15 protein-coding genes and 1 tRNA gene are annotated in these 14607 nt (G+C 69.6%); 7 read left to right on the top strand and 9 right to left on the bottom strand.

Annotated features, from left to right (window positions below; translation table 11 throughout):
• Positions 1-49: 49 nt before the first annotated feature.
• Positions 50-859 carry a TetR/AcrR family transcriptional regulator gene (locus H4W80_RS52670; protein WP_192791942.1) on the top strand — a complete coding sequence of 270 codons (810 nt, stop codon included), beginning with the start codon at positions 50-52 and terminating at the stop codon, positions 857-859.
• Here H4W80_RS52670 and H4W80_RS52675 read toward each other — a convergent pair.
• Positions 800-1888 carry a M20 family metallopeptidase gene (locus H4W80_RS52675; RefSeq protein ID WP_192791943.1) on the bottom strand — a complete coding sequence of 363 codons (1089 nt, stop codon included), beginning with the start codon at positions 1886-1888 and terminating at the stop codon, positions 800-802. The two genes, H4W80_RS52670 and H4W80_RS52675, sit on opposite strands and share 60 nt — an antisense overlap.
• 754 nt (positions 1889-2642) lie before the next feature.
• Here H4W80_RS52675 and H4W80_RS52680 point away from each other — a divergent pair.
• Positions 2643-3704, top strand: coding sequence for an integrase core domain-containing protein (locus tag H4W80_RS52680; protein ID WP_192791944.1), 1062 nt, complete (start codon positions 2643-2645; stop codon positions 3702-3704).
• Between the two features lie 306 nt (positions 3705-4010).
• Here H4W80_RS52680 and H4W80_RS52685 read toward each other — a convergent pair.
• Positions 4011-4084, bottom strand: a tRNA-Ile gene (locus H4W80_RS52685).
• A gap of 229 nt (positions 4085-4313) precedes the next feature.
• Between H4W80_RS52685 and H4W80_RS52690 the strand changes: the two genes are divergently transcribed.
• The gene (locus tag H4W80_RS52690) at positions 4314-4838 is read left to right on the top strand and encodes a histidine phosphatase family protein (RefSeq protein ID WP_318787484.1); all 525 of its coding nucleotides are present in this window, start codon (positions 4314-4316) and stop codon (positions 4836-4838) included.
• A gap of 262 nt (positions 4839-5100) precedes the next feature.
• On the opposite strand, the gene H4W80_RS52695 is transcribed toward H4W80_RS52690, so the two are convergent.
• Positions 5101-6033: a LysR family transcriptional regulator gene (locus tag H4W80_RS52695; protein WP_192791946.1), complete on the bottom strand. Its 933-nt coding sequence runs from the start codon at positions 6031-6033 to the stop codon at positions 5101-5103.
• A gap of 95 nt (positions 6034-6128) precedes the next feature.
• Here H4W80_RS52695 and H4W80_RS52700 point away from each other — a divergent pair, with 95 nt between their 5' ends.
• Together H4W80_RS52700 and H4W80_RS52705 are read left to right on the top strand one after the other, a co-directional pair.
• Entirely contained in the window at positions 6129-6356 is a 228-nt protein-coding gene (locus tag H4W80_RS52700) for a DUF6158 family protein (RefSeq protein ID WP_192791947.1), read from the top strand.
• Complete coding sequence (locus H4W80_RS52705; RefSeq protein WP_192791948.1) at positions 6353-6589, top strand: helix-turn-helix domain-containing protein; 237 nt, start codon at positions 6353-6355, stop codon at positions 6587-6589. The genes H4W80_RS52700 and H4W80_RS52705 overlap by 4 nt, the downstream gene beginning before the upstream one ends.
• A 403-nt stretch (positions 6590-6992) precedes the next feature.
• On the opposite strand, the gene H4W80_RS52710 is transcribed toward H4W80_RS52705, so the two are convergent.
• Entirely contained in the window at positions 6993-7154 is a 162-nt protein-coding gene (locus tag H4W80_RS52710) for a hypothetical protein (protein ID WP_192791949.1), read from the bottom strand.
• Positions 7151-8782, bottom strand: a complete 1632-nt coding sequence (locus H4W80_RS52715) for a sodium:solute symporter family protein (protein ID WP_318787485.1) — start codon at positions 8780-8782, stop codon at positions 7151-7153. Before H4W80_RS52715 ends, H4W80_RS52710 begins: the two co-directional genes overlap by 4 nt.
• A gap of 85 nt (positions 8783-8867) precedes the next feature.
• Between H4W80_RS52715 and H4W80_RS52720 the strand changes: the two genes are divergently transcribed.
• Both H4W80_RS52720 and secY read left to right on the top strand, forming a co-directional pair.
• Positions 8868-9650, top strand: coding sequence for a putative hydro-lyase (locus H4W80_RS52720; protein WP_192791950.1), 783 nt, complete (start codon positions 8868-8870; stop codon positions 9648-9650).
• A gap of 195 nt (positions 9651-9845) precedes the next feature.
• Positions 9846-11135 carry a preprotein translocase subunit SecY gene (secY, locus tag H4W80_RS52725; protein WP_192791951.1) on the top strand — a complete coding sequence of 430 codons (1290 nt, stop codon included), beginning with the start codon at positions 9846-9848 and terminating at the stop codon, positions 11133-11135.
• Between the two features lies 1 nt (position 11136).
• Here secY and H4W80_RS52730 read toward each other — a convergent pair whose 3' ends face one another.
• From H4W80_RS52730 to H4W80_RS52745, 4 genes are all read right to left on the bottom strand, one after another.
• Positions 11137-11781 (bottom strand): response regulator, encoded by a 645-nt coding sequence (locus H4W80_RS52730; RefSeq protein WP_192794275.1) that lies wholly within the window; start codon positions 11779-11781, stop codon positions 11137-11139.
• 266 nt (positions 11782-12047) lie between these two features.
• Entirely contained in the window at positions 12048-13130 is a 1083-nt protein-coding gene (locus H4W80_RS52735) for a sensor histidine kinase (RefSeq protein WP_225966223.1), read from the bottom strand.
• 44 nt (positions 13131-13174) lie between these two features.
• Positions 13175-13564 (bottom strand): PPOX class F420-dependent oxidoreductase, encoded by a 390-nt coding sequence (locus H4W80_RS52740; protein ID WP_192791953.1) that lies wholly within the window; start codon positions 13562-13564, stop codon positions 13175-13177.
• 34 nt (positions 13565-13598) lie between these two features.
• Positions 13599-14507, bottom strand: coding sequence for a phosphotriesterase family protein (locus tag H4W80_RS52745; RefSeq protein WP_192791954.1), 909 nt, complete (start codon positions 14505-14507; stop codon positions 13599-13601).
• Between the last annotated feature and the right edge of the window lie 100 nt (positions 14508-14607).

The raw sequence follows: 14607 nt of genomic DNA on the forward strand, positions 1-14607 counted from the left end.
GTCACGTTGACTATGCTCTAGTCCGGTGCTCCGATCAGGTGGTGCGAAAATGCGTGAACCGGCGGTGGCTCATCGGTCGACGAGGGAGGCTTTGGTGGCATCAGCACGCCAGTCGAAGGAGAAGCGTTCCAAGGCGGAGGCGCGGCCACGGCGCGCGCGTGACAGCCTCAACCGGGAGGTGATCCTCGCGGCAGCCGAGAAGATCGCTTTGCGCGACGGCCTGGACGCGCTGACCTTCCAGGAGCTCGGAAGCGAGCTCGAGGCCCACCCGACCTCGCTGTACCGCCATTTCAAGGACAAGGATGAGCTGCTTCTCGAACTGGTCGACAGCCTGAGAGGCCGTTCCTACGGCGGCACCGTCACGCCCACCGACGACTGGCGCGCCGACCTGCGCAACATCGCCCAGCGGGTACGCGAGCACTACCTCCGCTATGCGCCGTTCGCCCAGCAGATGGTCATGCGCACCACGCGACGGCCCACGGAATTCTCCAGCGTCGACTTCACCCTGGACGCTGTACGGCGGGCCGGAGTCGATGACGAGGAGGTGGCGCTCGTGCAGCGCGCGTTCGGCAGTTTCGTGCGTTCCGTGGCGAGCCTGGAGGCGGCCGTCCATGCGCTCGACCCAGAGGTGTGGCGCAGGGACGAACTCGCCTGGCAGGTGGAGTACCGGCAGCTCGACGCCGACACGTACCCCGCTATCGCCCACTATGCTGACCGGCTCCCTAGCCTCGGCGGCCCGTCCGCCTTCGACGTCGGCCTGGAGATGATGCTCGACGCGATCGAGGTGCGCGCCGAACGGTCACGAGCGCGTCAGCGTGTCGATCAGAGCGGCGACGAGTCGCGCCCGGTCGGCGAGTGAGGCCAGGTCGACCCACTCGTGCTCCGCGTGGGCGCCGTCCCCCAGCGGGCCGAGGCCGTCGAGCGTGGGGATTCCCAGCGCGCCGGTGAAGTTGGCGTCGGATGCTCCCCCCACCGCGACCTCTTCGGGATCTGGCAGTCCGAGGCGCGCCGCGGCCTTGCGGGCCGCCGCGTACAGTTCCCGGGAGCTCGCGGGCTCCAGCGGCGGACGGTTGACCTCGCCGTCGACCCGGACCACCGCTCCCGGGACGGTCGGGGCGAGCGCATGCATGTGCTCGTCAACGCGCGCCAACTCCGCCAGCTCCCAAGCGCGGACGTCCACGCGCAGGTGCGCGTGCGCGGGCACGGTGTTCGTGGCAGTGCCCGCGCGCGCGACCGTCGGGGTGACCGTCGTACCACGCTCGGGGTCAGCCAGCTCCGACACGGCCACTACCTGCGCGGCGAGTTCGAGCAGCGCGTTGACCCCGCGCTCCGGCTCCAGTCCCGCGTGGGCCGCCTTGCCGGTGATGTCTACACTGTAGAACGACCCGCCCTTGCGGGCCGTCTTGAGCGCTCCTGCCTGGCTGGGCTCCAGTACGAGTACGGCGCCGCAGGCACCGGCCATGTCTTCGACCAGCGCCCGCGAGGTCGCGGAGCCGATCTCCTCGTCGCCGGTGATCAGGATGCTCACTATGGCGGGGTCGCGGCACTCGGCTAGCGCGGCGAACGCCGTGACCAGCCCTGCCTTCATGTCGAAAACACCCGGACCATACGCGCGACCGCCTTCGGCGCGGAACGGACGGCGGATGATCGTGCCGAGCGGCCACACCGTATCGGCATGACCGAGCAGCAGCACCCCGCCCTCTGCGGGCGCACGCCACAGCATGTGCGGAGTCCCGCCTACCGCGACGATCTCCGCCGGCCTGCCGAGCAGCGGCTCCCCCCAAGATCGCATCAGGGCATAACACCGCTCCAGCCCCTCGGTGTGACCGGATGGCGACTCAACGGCCACCAGGGCGGAGAGGCGCTCGCACAGCAAGGCATGATCCATGGCCAGAACTGTAGTCATGGACATTGACTATCTCAAGGGCTAAGGGCATGACTTTCTGAGGCGCGGGGCAGACCGGCATGACAGCCAGGTGTCATGTGGTGAGAGGTCGGCAGCCGCGCTTGTCTCGTCCCAGTTGGCCGGACCCAGTCTCAGTAGACTTGGCGCATCCGCTCATTTGTGCCATCTTCGGCGAGACGAAGACGCTATGACCTGGACCAACGCGACGAGCGTTCTGGCGAGTTGCGCGAAGTTCACTGGCACGGCCGCGGATCAGGAGGTCTCAGCCGATCTGTCGCACCGCAGGTCACCGAGGTCATGGGTTCGCGATCTGTGCGAGCTCAGCTGGGACGGGACAGTGGGAATTCGATCCTGGGCCCGCCAGCGGGTTCACCAGCCTGGAGCGCTGCCTCGCTGTCTGTGCCCAGGATGCCTGGAGTGCCTGGGCCTCGGCGAGTTCGTTCCGCTGCTGGGAGAATCAGGTGATGACTGTCCTGAAGGTGGCTACGTGCCAGTTCCCGGTGAGCTCGGACATCGAGCAGAACGCTAGCGGCTCGTCTCTGAATGTTGACCCGGTAATTGATCTCGGACGGTGAACCCGTCAGGCTCGCTGCCTCTCCCTCCCTGTCAAAATAGACAGAGGTAACAAACGGGCAGCCGAAATGATTATCAATCTCCAATTGGGCGGGCGTGTGAAGTCCTGTCCGGTGCCAGAACTGATGCAGGGGCCTGACCTGGTCTTCTAGGCTTAGTTCTCGTGCTGTTTCGACTTCTGTATCTGCTGGTGGTCAGGGTGTTCGGCTGGCTCGTGCTGCTCACTCGGGGCAGCGCTGCCAAAGAGGTGGAGATCTTGATATTGCGGCATGAGGTCGCTGTGCTGCGTCGCCAGGTCGCCCGGTCCAGGCCGGGCTGGGCCGATCGGGCGCTGCTGGCTGCACTGGCGAGGCTGTTACCCGCTCGCCTTCGACTGCATCGCATCGTGACGCCCGGCACGCTGCTCGCCTGGCACCGCAGGCTGGCCAAGAAGAAGTGGACCTACCCCGCCAAGCAGGGCCGACCCCCACTCTCCGAAGAGACCCGCGATCTGATCGTCCGGTTGGCGCGGGAGAATCCCCGATGGGGGCATCGACGCATCCAGGGCGAACTCCTCGGTCTTGGATACAGGTTGGGGGAGGGGACCATCCGCCGGGTCCTGGCGGCGGCGGGGTTTGGGCCAGCGCCGCGCCGGGCTTCACCGACCTGGCGCCAGTTCCTCAGCTCTCAAGCCTCCGGCATCCTGGCATGCGACTTTCTCCACGTCGACACGGTGTTCCTCAAACGCCTGTACGTATTGTTCGTCATGGAGATCGAAACACGGCGCGTGCATATCCTCGGTGTCACAGCTCATCCGACGGGTGCTTGGACGGCGCAGCAGGCGCGCAATCTGCTGATGGAACTGGGCGAGCGAGCCGACGGGTTCCGGTTCCTGATCCGGGACAGGGATGGCAAGTTCGGCGGAGAATTCGACGAGGTGCTCACCGGCGCGGACGTGCACGCCCTCAAGATTCCGCCGCGCTCGCCGCGGGCGAACGCGTTCGCCGAGCGGTTCGTCGGCACGCTCCGGCGCGAATGCCTCGATCACCTTCTGGTCCTTGGTGAGCGCCACCTTCGGCAGGTCCTGGCCGAATACGAGCGCCACTACAACGAGCACCGTCCGCATCAGGCACTGTCACTACGCCAACCCCTTCACGATCCAGCCGGGGTAGTCGAGCTCACGGCTCGAATAGAGCGACGAGGCGCCGTCTGCGGCCTGATCCACGAGTATCGCAGAGTCGCTTGACGACGCACGAAACCGCAGGCCAGCGCTACGAGCGAGTTTTGGCACCGGACAGGGCAGGACGAGCCGGCTTGGACAACTCTTGACCATCCGTAAGGCGACCGCTGACCGGCGACGCTGCGCAGACCTTCTGGCTTGATCTTCTGATGGTCATCTCTGGGGTCTGAGTTGACGGTGACGCCCTAAATGATCTACCGCGATACACGGTCCGTACACAAGAGCAACCAGCGAGCAACCAACCATGATCAACAACGAAGTCCGAGGCTGGCGAGAACCGAGAAACCCCAGGTCGAACGCGGTATTGAAGAGTAGGGCGGGTGGGACTTGAACCCACGACCCACGGATTATGAGTCCGATGCTCTGACCGGCTGAGCTACCGCCCCTGGATTAAGTTGTGTGGCGTGCGGTGGGACGTCGGAAGACCGTGCCGAGCCCCTGCGCATGCTAAGGCTAGAGCATCGGATGCGGTTGTGGCGTCCGGCCGAACGGGAGACGGGTCTCCGCGGATATCATTCCATGCCCGGCAGTGTTGTTGGAGCCTCGGTCGATCATATTCGAGGGCTTCGCTTCAAGCGGAGTCGTAAGGGATTGATGGGGCGGTAGCGCGTGGCCGTGACGCTGGTTTACGAGACGCACTCCGTCACCGTGGACAACGAGACGGGCATCGCCACCGGGTGGTTACCTGGGGAGCTGTCCGCGCGGGGGCGGGACCTGGCTGTGGAGCTGGGGGAGCGGCGGAAGGCGGTGGACGTTGTTTACGCCTCCGGCCTGCGGCGGGTCGTGCAGACGGCGGAGATCTCTTTTGCGGGCAGCGGCAAGGAGATCAGGCTCGGTCGGCGGCTCAGGGAGTGCGACTACGGCATCTACAACGGACGGCCGGTGAGTGAGGTGGCGGCGTTGCGGAGCAGGCACATCGATACGCCGTGGCCGGGTGGGCAGAGTTATCGGCAGGTCGTGGCGGAGGTGGCGGGGTTTCTGCGGGAGGTGATGGAGGAGTGGCAGGGGGGTCTGGTGCTCGTGGTGTCGCATTCCGCCAATCGGTGGGCGTTGCAGAATCTGCTGGACGGGGCTCCGTTGGAGGAGTTGGTTGACGCGCCGTTCGAGTGGCGGCCGGGGTGGGAGTACGGCATCGCCTGAGGCGGGGAGGGTGGGGTGCCCTCCCCGGGGTGTGGGCTGCCCCTCGGGGTGGTGCCGGATGGCCAAGGGGTGGTGTGGGTGCCTCCGGATGCTGTGGGTCCCCGGGTGATGTGGATCCCTGGGTGATGTGGGCCCCCCGGGGTGGTGTGGGTCCTCCCGGGTGGTGGGGGTGCCCCCGGGATGGTGTGGGCCCCGGTGTGGTGTTTTGGGTCCCAAGCCCAGGTAGTGGTCTTCGGGGCGGGCACTATGGCGGGGGAGGGGCTTACGGGGCGGTGCCGTAGCCGGGGTTGCGTACCAGCCAGTCGTGGTAGACCGGGCTGCGGCGTACGGCGTCCAGGTGGGCCTGCTTGGCCTGTGCCACCACCCAGTCGGCCTCGCGGGCGGTGGGGTGGTGGCCGAGGAGTTGGCGCCAGCGCAGTGGCGCGCCGGCGAACGGCACCATGGTCAGGCCCTGGGCGGCCTGGTGGGTGGCCTGGCAGAGCACGACCGCGCGGCCGACCTGGGCGAGGTGGGTGCAGGTGGACACGTCGGTCTCGTAGATCGTGCCTGGGGTGAAGCCCGCCCGCGCGCACGCCGTGGCGAAGCAGTCGGCGAAGCAGCCGTCGCCGGGCGTCACCGCCCACTGTTCGCCGGCGAGGTCGGCGAGCTCCACCTCCTTCTCCTTGGCGGCCGGATGGTCCTCGCCGACCAGGCAGAACACGGGGTCGAGGCTGATCGTCTCCCATACGAGCGCGCCGGTGAGGGTGCCGGAGTCGCCGCAGGCGCCGGTCAGCACGTAGTCGAGGCGGCCGAGCTCGACCATGCTGGTCAGCTCGTGGGCCGACCAGGAGGTGTACGTGCTGACGGCCCCTTCCGCGGCGAGCCGGTCGACCAGGCCGCCCAGTATGGGGCCGTTGGTGGCGCCGATGCGGAATCCGGGGGAGGGGGCGGCGGCGAAACGTACGGCCTCTTCCTGCAGCTCCTGCGCCGCGGGAAGCAGTACTCGTGCCCTGGAGAGCACCAGCTCGCCCAGCCTGGTGGGTCGCGCGCCATGCCTGTCGCGCTCGAACAGCGTGCCGCCGAGCACCCGCTCGATGCGCTTGAGCTGGGCGGTCAGGGCCGGCTGGGCCAGCCCGAGCTGGGATGCGGCCTTGCTCACACTTCCCGCGTCCGCGACCGCACGGACGATCCTGAGGTGCCTGAGCTCGAGGTCCATAAGGGGACGGTAAGGCGGCGATCTCTTACAAACAATGCCCATATGTCAGGAAATGTGACAGATATTGTCGGGGGTCTCTGGGGTAGGGGGAGCCCATGACGACGATGGGAATAGATCCGGCGCAGCTCAGCGACGAGGATCTGGTCCGCGAGCTGCGGCAATTGCACACCACCCGGAGCGACACCTTCTTCCACGGGTCCGACGACGCTCTGGCGGTGCACACGTCCCGCATGAACGAACTGGAGTCCGAGTACCTTCGCCGCAACCCGGACCGCGAGGTCGACCCGAACCGGCTGAGGGAGGGGGCGAGACAGCGATCATGACCGACGGCCACGATGTACAGGCTCTGTCGGACATCGACGTCTACGTCTACGAGGCGGTGGCGTCCCTGGCGGTGGAGCACGGTGTGGCGGTACCGGCCGCGTTGGTGCGGGCGTCCGGGCTGAGCGAGGAGCAGGTGCGCGAGAGCCTCAAGCACCTGATCGAGCATGGGTACGTGGTGCCCAAGCAGGACGGCTACGCCCTCGGGGCCCACACGTTCGAGGTCGAGTACTGAGGGTGGTGCTGAGTCCCGCCCTTGTCCTGTGGCCATCGCGGGCATGATCTGCGGCTTGTGAACTGCAGGGTTCAGGGCCAGATGGCACGCGCCGGTGGTGGACTGGGGCCGCGTGGTTGAGTACCCGCTGCCCGGATGAGGTCTCGGCGGTGTGCGCGCTGCTCGCAGGGCCGGGCCGACGACGAGGACGAACGGGCGAAGGAGCCGGTCAGGGCGGGTGGATGCTCTGGCCTCGGGCCGGTCCCGCGAAGGACCGAGCCGGTCCCGCGAAGGACCGAGCCGTCCCGCGAAGGACCGGTCAAGATGGGCCGGGCCAGGGCCGCGCAAGGTGGTGGTCAGGGCCCGGCCGGCCCGGGCCGCGAGGGGGCGGTCAGGGCCGGTTGCCGGGCCAGGGAGGGGGCGGTCAGAGGCGTTTGGCTCGGGCCCAGGCCACGAAGGCGCCGCCGAAGACGGCCATGGCGAGGCCGGTCCACAGGTTGATCGCGCTTCCGAGCGCCCCGGCGACGACGAGGATCACGCCGTACACCAGGAACAACCCGCCGATCACCATCCGAATGTCGCTCACAGGATCACCCCGTACATCACAGCGGCCAGGACGAGGGCGCCCGTGCCGAGCAGCACCGGCGAGCGGTACCAGCGCGCGTCGCCCGCCAGCGCGTCGTCCTCCAGGTCGGTGGCGTTGAGCCCGTACACGAGCCCGCGCAGCTCCTCGGCGGGCTTGGGCGTGGTGACCAGCGTGACCGCCACGGACACGATCACGTCCACGACGAACGCCACGCCCGCGCCCCAGAAGCTGGCGTTCAATTCGGTGCCGAAGTCCACGATCCCGGCCTTGAACGCGATGTACGACGCGAAGGCCGCCAGCGTGCCGGCGAGCAGCCCCCAGAAGCCGGCCCACGGCGTCATCCGCCGCCAGAAGAGCCCGACGATGAACGTCGCGAAGAGCGGCGCGTTGAAGAACGAGAAGAGGGCCTGCAGGTAGTTCATGATGTTGGAGTAGCCGGCCGCGATGAACGCCGTCCCGACGCCCAGCGCCACGCCCGCCACGGTCGCGATCCGGCCCACCCGCAGGTAGTAGCCGTCGTCGCGGTCCGGCCGCAGGTGCGACTGCCAGATGTCGTTGGTGAACACCGTGTTGAACCCGCTGATGTTGGCCGCCATCCCCGCCATGAACGAGGCCAGCAGCCCGGTCACCGCGACCCCGAGCACGCCGTTCGGCAGCAGGTCCCGCATGAGCAGCGGGATCGCGTTGTTGTACTCCTGCTCCTGCCCCCAGCCGCTGAACAGCACCAGCGCGATCATCCCCGGCAGCACCGTCACCAGCGGGATGAACAGCTTCGGGAACGCGGCGATGATCGGCGTGAGCCGGGCCGCGTTCGTGTTCCTGGCCGACAGCGCCCGCTGCACCTCGGCGAAGTTCGTGGTCCAGTAGCCGAAGGACAGCACGAACCCGAGGCCGAACACGATCCCGATCCAGTGCGCGTGCATCGGGTTGTCACCCGCCGTGCCCGCCCACGTGTGCAGGCCGCCCTCGCCGAGAGTGCTCTGCCGTACCTTGTCCGCCAGCCCCGAGAAGCCGCCCACCTTGATCAGCCCGAGCACGGTCAGCGGGATCAGCCCGGCGAGGATCACGAAGAACTGCAGCACCTCGTTGTAGATCGCCGAGGAGAGCCCGCCGAGCGTGATGTACGCCAGCACGATCAACGCGGAGACCACCACCGAGACCGGCAGCGGCCAGCCCAGCAGGGCCTCCATGACCAGGGCGAGGGCGTAGAGGTTCACGCCCGCGATGAGGATCTGCGCGACCGCGAACGTGATCGCGTTCAGCAGCTGCGTGGCGCCGTTGAAGCGCCTGCGCAGGAACTCGGGGACGCTGCGGACCTTGGAGCGGTAATAGAAGGGCATCATCACGATGCCCAGGAACACCATGGCGGGCACGGCGCCGATCCAGTAATAGTGCACGGTCATGGCGCCGTACTGCACGCCGTTGGCCGCCATGCCGAGGATCTCGATCGCGCCCAGGTTGGCCGAGACGAACGCGAGCCCGGTGATCCACGCGGGCAGGCCGCGGCCGGCCAGGAAGAAGTCGAGGCTGGAGCTGATCCGCTTGCGGGCGGCTAACCCGATGGCCAACACGGTGGCGAAGTAGATCGCGATGAGAACGTAGTCGAGGAGGTTCACGTCGAGACGCACGGCGAGCCCGCTACCCCGGAAACCCGCGATATCACGCGGGCCGCGCCGCCTGGGGCGCGGCGCTGAACGCGGATACTGTCAGGGAGTGAACGTCGCCGATCTCAGCCCGGCACAGGCGCGGGAGCGCTTCCGCGCCGGCGAGCGCGTGCCCACGGCGGGGTGGTGCCGGGGGTGGACGCAGGCCAACCTGATCGCGGTGCCGCGGCGGCTGCGCTACGAGCTGCTGCTGTTCGCCCACCTCAACCCGCGGGCGTGCCCCGTGCTGGACGTGGGGGAGCCGGGCGCCTGGTCCACGCCGCTGTTCCCCGGCGACCTCCGTACCGACCTGCCCGGATACCGGCTCTACCGCGACGGCGAGCCGGTCGCGGACCTCGGCGACGTGGTCGAGCAGTGGCGGGACGACCTGGTGCCGTTCCTCATCGGGTGCAGCTTCACCTTCGAGCGGGCGCTGCTCGCGGCCGGGGTGCCGGTGCGGCACCTGGAGCTGGGGACGAACGTGCCGATGTACGTCACGGACGTGGCCTGCGAGACCGCCGGGAGCCTGTCGGGGCCGCTGGTCGTGTCGATGCGGCCGGTGCCGGACGAGCTGGTGAAGACGGCGATCGAGGTGAGCGGCCGGTATCCGCTGGTGCACGGGGCGCCGGTGCACGTCGGCGACCCGGCGGGGATCGGGATCCGCGACCTGGGGCGGCCGGACTTCGGCGATCCGGTCGAGGTGCGGGAGGGGGAGGTGCCGCTGTTCTGGGCGTGCGGGGTGACGCCGCAGGCGGCGGTCATGGCCAGCGGCGTCGAGTACGCGATCGGCCACCTGCCGGGGCACATGGCGATCCTGGACGCCCGCGACGACGACTACCGCGTGCCGTCCTGACCGCGTGGCGTCGTGACCGCGTGCCGTCCTGACCGCGTGCCGTTGTGACGGTGTGCGGCCGGGCGGCGTCGCTGTCGGGGCGGCGTGCTGTCCTGATGGCGTGCTGGACTGATGCTCGTGTACGCGGATTTGCGTACGCGGGTGCCTCGTCTCGGCGGACGACGCCGGGCGCCGCCCAGGTCAGACTCCTTGACCATGCTGACCGTCTTTACCAGGGCGTTCCGGGTGCCGGAGCTGCGTAAGAAGCTGCTGTTCACGCTGGGACTCATCGCGTTGTTCCGCCTCGGGCAGCTCATGCCCTCCCCGGGGGTGGACGTGGTGGCCGTGCGGGAGTGCGTGGGGTCGGCCAGGGGCGGCCTGTTCGACATGGTGCAGATGCTCAGCGGGGGCGCGATGCTGCAGCTGTCGGTGTTCGCGCTGGGCGTCATGCCGTACATCACGGCCAGCATCATCATGCAGCTCTTCGCCGTGCTGGTGCCCCGGCTGGAGGCCCTCAGGAAGGAAGGGCAGCGGGGCCAGGCGAAGATCACCCAGTACACGCGGTACCTGACCGTCGGGCTCGCCGTGCTGAACGCCGGGACGATCGTCGCGCTCGCCCGCTCCGGGCAGCTGCTGCCCGGGTGCTCGAAGCCGCTGCTGCGTGACGAAGGGCTGCTGCCCGTGGCCGTGATCGTGCTGACCATGGTGGCCGGGGCCTGCGTGGTGATGTGGCTCGGCGAGCTGGTCACGGACCGGGGCATCGGGAACGGCATGTCCATCCTGATGTTCACGCAGGTCGTGGCCGTCTTCCCGGGATACATGGCGAAGATCTTCGTGATGAGCCCGGTGAGCTTCGTGGTGATGACGGCGGCCGGGCTGTGCCTGGTGGCGGCCGTGGTGTTCGTGGAGCAGGCGCAGCGGCGGATCCCCGTGCAGTACGCGAAGCGGATGGTGGGTCGGCGGATGTACGGGGGCGGCAACACCTACATCCCGCTGAAGGTGAACCAGGCGGGGATCGTGCCGGTGATCTTCACCTCCTCGCTGCTGTACCTGCCGACGCTGGCGGCGCCGATGCTGGGGGACTCGGCCCGGACGTGGGTGGAGCTCAACCTGACCTCGGGGACGCATCCTCTCTACATGAGCGTGTACGTGCTGCTCATCGTCGCCTTCGCCTACTTCTACGTGTCGATCACCTTCAACCCCGTGGAGGTGGCGGACAACATGCGGCGCTACGGGGGATTCGTTCCCGGGATCCGGCCGGGCGGGCCCACGGCGCGCTACCTGGCGTACGTGCTGTCCCGGCTGACCGCGCCCGGGGCGCTCTACCTGGGGGTGCTGGCGCTGCTGCCGCTGGTGGCGTTCGCGATCCTCCGGGATCCGGGTACGCAGCAGAACTTCCCGTTCGGCGGGACGAGCGTGCTGATCATGGTGGGGGTCGGGCTGGACACCGTCAAGCAGATCGAGTCCCAGCTCCAGCAGCGCAACTACGAAGGGTTCCTGCGCTGAGTCACACGCTGAGCCCGGCTCGGATGGCGAAGACCACGAGCTGGGCCCGGTCCCGGGCGCGCAGCTTGAGCATGGCGCGGCTGACGTGGGTGCGTACGGTGTCGGGGCTGATCACCAGCTCCCTGGCGATCTCCTCGTTCGACCGGCCCGTGGCCACCCACGCCACCAGCTCCCGTTCGCGGGGTGTGAGCGTCTCCAGCCCTTCGACCGGCTCGGTGCCGTGCCGCCCGAACATCCCGATGACCTTCTTGGTGATCGCCGGTGACAGCAGCGCCTCGCCGGCCGCCACCACGCGTACGGCGTTGACCAGCTCCTCAGGGGCGCTGTCCTTGAGCAGGAAGCCGCTGGCGCCGGCCTGGAGGGCGGCGAAGACGTACTCGTCGACGGCGAAGGTCGTCACCACGACGATCCGGGTGGCGCGCAGCCCGGGGTCGTCGGCGATGGCCCGCAGCACGGCCAGGCCGTCCATGCCGGGCATGCGGATGTCGAGCAGCAGGACGTCGGGGCGGGTGCGGCGGATCAGCGCGAGCGCGGCGGCGCCGTCGGCGGCCTCGCCCACGTACTCCATCCCGGGCGCGCGCTCCAGCAGGGCCCGCAGCCCCATCCGCACGACCGCCTGATCGTCGGCGACTGCCACCCTGACCACGCCGTCCGGGACGGTCGCGCCGCCGAGGGACGTGGTGCCATCCGGGACGGTTGCGCCGCCGAGGGAGGTAGCGCCGTCCGAGGTGGCCGCGCCGTCCAGGGGAGTCGGGCCGTACGGGGCAGTCACGCCGTCCGGGACGGTTGTGCCGCCCGGGGTGGCTGCGCCGTTCAAGGGGGTCACGCCGCCCGGGGAGGGCACCCGGTTCTGGGCCGAGGCGCCGTCCGGGGAGGGCACGCGGTCCGGGGTGGGGGCGCGGTCCGGGGTGGTCACGCGGAGGTCCGGGGGAACCGGGCGGTCACCTGGAAACCGCCGCCCTCGCGCGGCCCGGCGGCGAGGTGGCCGCCCGCTTCGGTGACCCTGGCGCGCATCCCGGCCAGCCCGCGCCCCTCGCCCGAGCCCGAACCCGAACCCGAGCTCGTACGGCCCGCGCCCCGATCGGCCACCTCCACCACGAACTCGCCCGGAGCGCCGCCCACTCGCACGAGCGCCCTGGTGGGCCCCGCGTGCCGCAGCACGTTGGTCAGCGACTCGCGCACCACCCCGTAGACGGCGGTCCGGAGATGGGCGGGCACGGTGAGATTCGCGGGCTCGACGTCCACCGGCAGGCCCGCCGCCCGCACGCCGTCGATCAGCCCGGCGAGGTCGGCCCCCGGCGGGTCGATGCCGTCGAGCGCCGCCCGCAGCTGGGCGAGCGCCGTCGTGCTGGTCTCCCTGATCGCCCGCAGCGAGGCGCGCGCCTGCTCGGGGTCGTCGTCGAGGGTGACGAGGGCGATCCCGGCCTGCATGGCGATGGCGGCCAGGCCGTGCCCGGCCGCGTCGTGCACCTCGCCGGCGATCCTGGCCCGCTCCGCCGCCAGCAGGTCGGGCCCGGCGCCGTCGGCAGAACGCTCCGCCGCCGGCAGGTCGGGCCCGGCGCCGTCGCCGGAACGCACCGTCGTGAGCCGGTGGGGCTGTGCGGCGGGGATGCCCCACGCCACCGGCTCGGCGGCGCCGGTCTCGGCGACAAGCGCCGGGGACTCAGCGCGTACGGGCTGGGCGAAAAGCGGCTCGGCAAGAAATGGCTCGGCGAGAAGCGGCTCGGTGAGAAGTGGTTCGGCGAGAAGTGGTTCGGCGAAAAGCGGTTCGGAGAGCACGGACTCGGCGGAGAACGGCGGTGACTCGGCGTCCGCGGCGGCGGCAGCGGCCGCGGCGCGGGCCTGGGCGAGGCCGCTGAACGACCACGGGACGGCCAGCCAGCCCGCCCACGCCAGCATGATCACGACGGGGACGTCGCCGAACCGGGGCAGGCGTGACAGGGCCGCGAACGACCGGCGCAGGCGGCCGGCCCTGTGCGTCTGCTCCGTCACCATCCCCACCCGGCCAAGGCTCGTGTTGCCCCGATCCTAGCGAGCTTTCACAGGTTCCGGGTCTGGCGCGGGCCCTCCAGCCCCCACGAGGTGATCTTCTTCGGGGTGATCCTGATGATCTCTCTCGAGAAGTACGGCACGGGCGGGTCGACGTCGCTCAGCGCCTCCGCCGTGCCCCTGATCTCGATGCCGCGCACGACCCACGGATCGACCGAGGCCAGGTCATCGACGACGAGGGCCACGGTGCTGCCCTTCTCGACGTTCCTGAACTTCTTGGACGCGCCCATGGCGTGCCCGCCGATCGTGATCGTGCCGGTCGCGGCGTCGACGAAGAAGCCGACCGGGTTGTTCTGCACCTGGCCGCCGGGCGAGACGGAGGCCAGCCGGCCGAGGTGCTGCGAGGACAGGTAGTCAAGTTCCGCTGGTGTGAAGGTCATGCAGGCGAGTCTGCAACCTTGACATTGGTTGGGGTCAAGCCATTCCGGCTGTGAGCCAGCGCACCGGGTTCGCGGTGGTGATGAGGCCGATCGTGTCCTCGCCGACGCCCGCCTCGCGCAGGCGCGGCAGCAGGGCGTGGAAGAGGTGCGCGTAGCCCGGCCCGTCGTACTTGCGCAGCTGCGCCACCCGGCTCAGCCCCGTGCTGATCAGCAGGCGTTCCGCGTGGCCGTCCTCGATGAGGCCGAGCGCGATCCTGGCCGCCTGGTCGGCGCCCAGGCCGAGCACGCCCAGGCTCACGTACGCGCCCGCCTCGGCGATCTTCCTGGCCGCGCCCAGGTCGGTGCCCGCGTAGCCGACGGCCACCCGGGAGCCCGGCAGGCCCTGGCCGAGCAGGATCTCCAGGAGCGCGGGGGCATGCGCGCCGTGCGTGGCGACGGGCAGGCGCGACTTCAGCGAGGCGCGGGCGGCGGCGACCAGGCAGCGCTCCTCGCGCGGCGTCGGCTCGGCGCCCCAGGTGCCGACCTCGCCGATCACGCCGGGGAAGACGCCCATGTCGTCCACGCCGCTGAGGATCTCGTCCATGAGCCGGGCGGTGAGCGTGTCCACGTCCGCGTCGCCGACGTTCGTGAACGGCTCGGCGAACAGGCCGGTCGAGGCGATCACCGGCACCCGGCTGCCGGCCGCCATGCGGGCCAGGGCGGCGGCGTCGCGGCCCATGCCCACGCAGGTCAGGTCGACCACCAGGCCCAGGCCGTCAGCCTGGCGAAGCTCGCGGAGCTCGGCGGTGACGGCCGACTCCTCGTCGAGCCACCGGTGCGGGTCCGAGTCGATGCCGACGGCCCAGCGCATGTCGGTGCGCAGGTGCTCATGGGGGAGTACGGGGCCGGTGATGGCCGCGGCGCGTACGGGACCGGTGACGGTGCGAAGCAAGACCTCGGGCATAGCAGACATTAACCGATGTTTGCCGGAAGTAGCCTCTTCTGGCGGGAAATTTTGCCGTCAGCAGGGTTTTCGCCATTGCTAGTCGCCTGCAAGTGGGCAC

The organism is Nonomuraea angiospora, assembly GCF_014873145.1.
Lineage (GTDB): Bacteria > Actinomycetota > Actinomycetes > Streptosporangiales > Streptosporangiaceae > Nonomuraea > Nonomuraea angiospora.

Coding starts and splice junctions, on each gene's coding strand:
- H4W80_RS52735 (WP_225966223.1), bottom strand. CDS start 13,130: ATGGTGACGGAGCAGACGCACAGGGCCGGCCGCCTGCGCCGGTCGTTC.
- H4W80_RS52705 (WP_192791948.1), top strand. CDS start 6,353: ATGACCGACGGCCACGATGTACAGGCTCTGTCGGACATCGACGTCTAC.
- secY (WP_192791951.1), top strand. CDS start 9,846: ATGCTGACCGTCTTTACCAGGGCGTTCCGGGTGCCGGAGCTGCGTAAG.
- H4W80_RS52740 (WP_192791953.1), bottom strand. CDS start 13,564: ATGACCTTCACACCAGCGGAACTTGACTACCTGTCCTCGCAGCACCTC.
- H4W80_RS52745 (WP_192791954.1), bottom strand. CDS start 14,507: ATGCCCGAGGTCTTGCTTCGCACCGTCACCGGTCCCGTACGCGCCGCG.
- H4W80_RS52670 (WP_192791942.1), top strand. CDS start 50: ATGCGTGAACCGGCGGTGGCTCATCGGTCGACGAGGGAGGCTTTGGTG.
- H4W80_RS52695 (WP_192791946.1), bottom strand. CDS start 6,033: ATGGACCTCGAGCTCAGGCACCTCAGGATCGTCCGTGCGGTCGCGGAC.
- H4W80_RS52675 (WP_192791943.1), bottom strand. CDS start 1,888: ATGGATCATGCCTTGCTGTGCGAGCGCCTCTCCGCCCTGGTGGCCGTT.
- H4W80_RS52700 (WP_192791947.1), top strand. CDS start 6,129: ATGACGACGATGGGAATAGATCCGGCGCAGCTCAGCGACGAGGATCTG.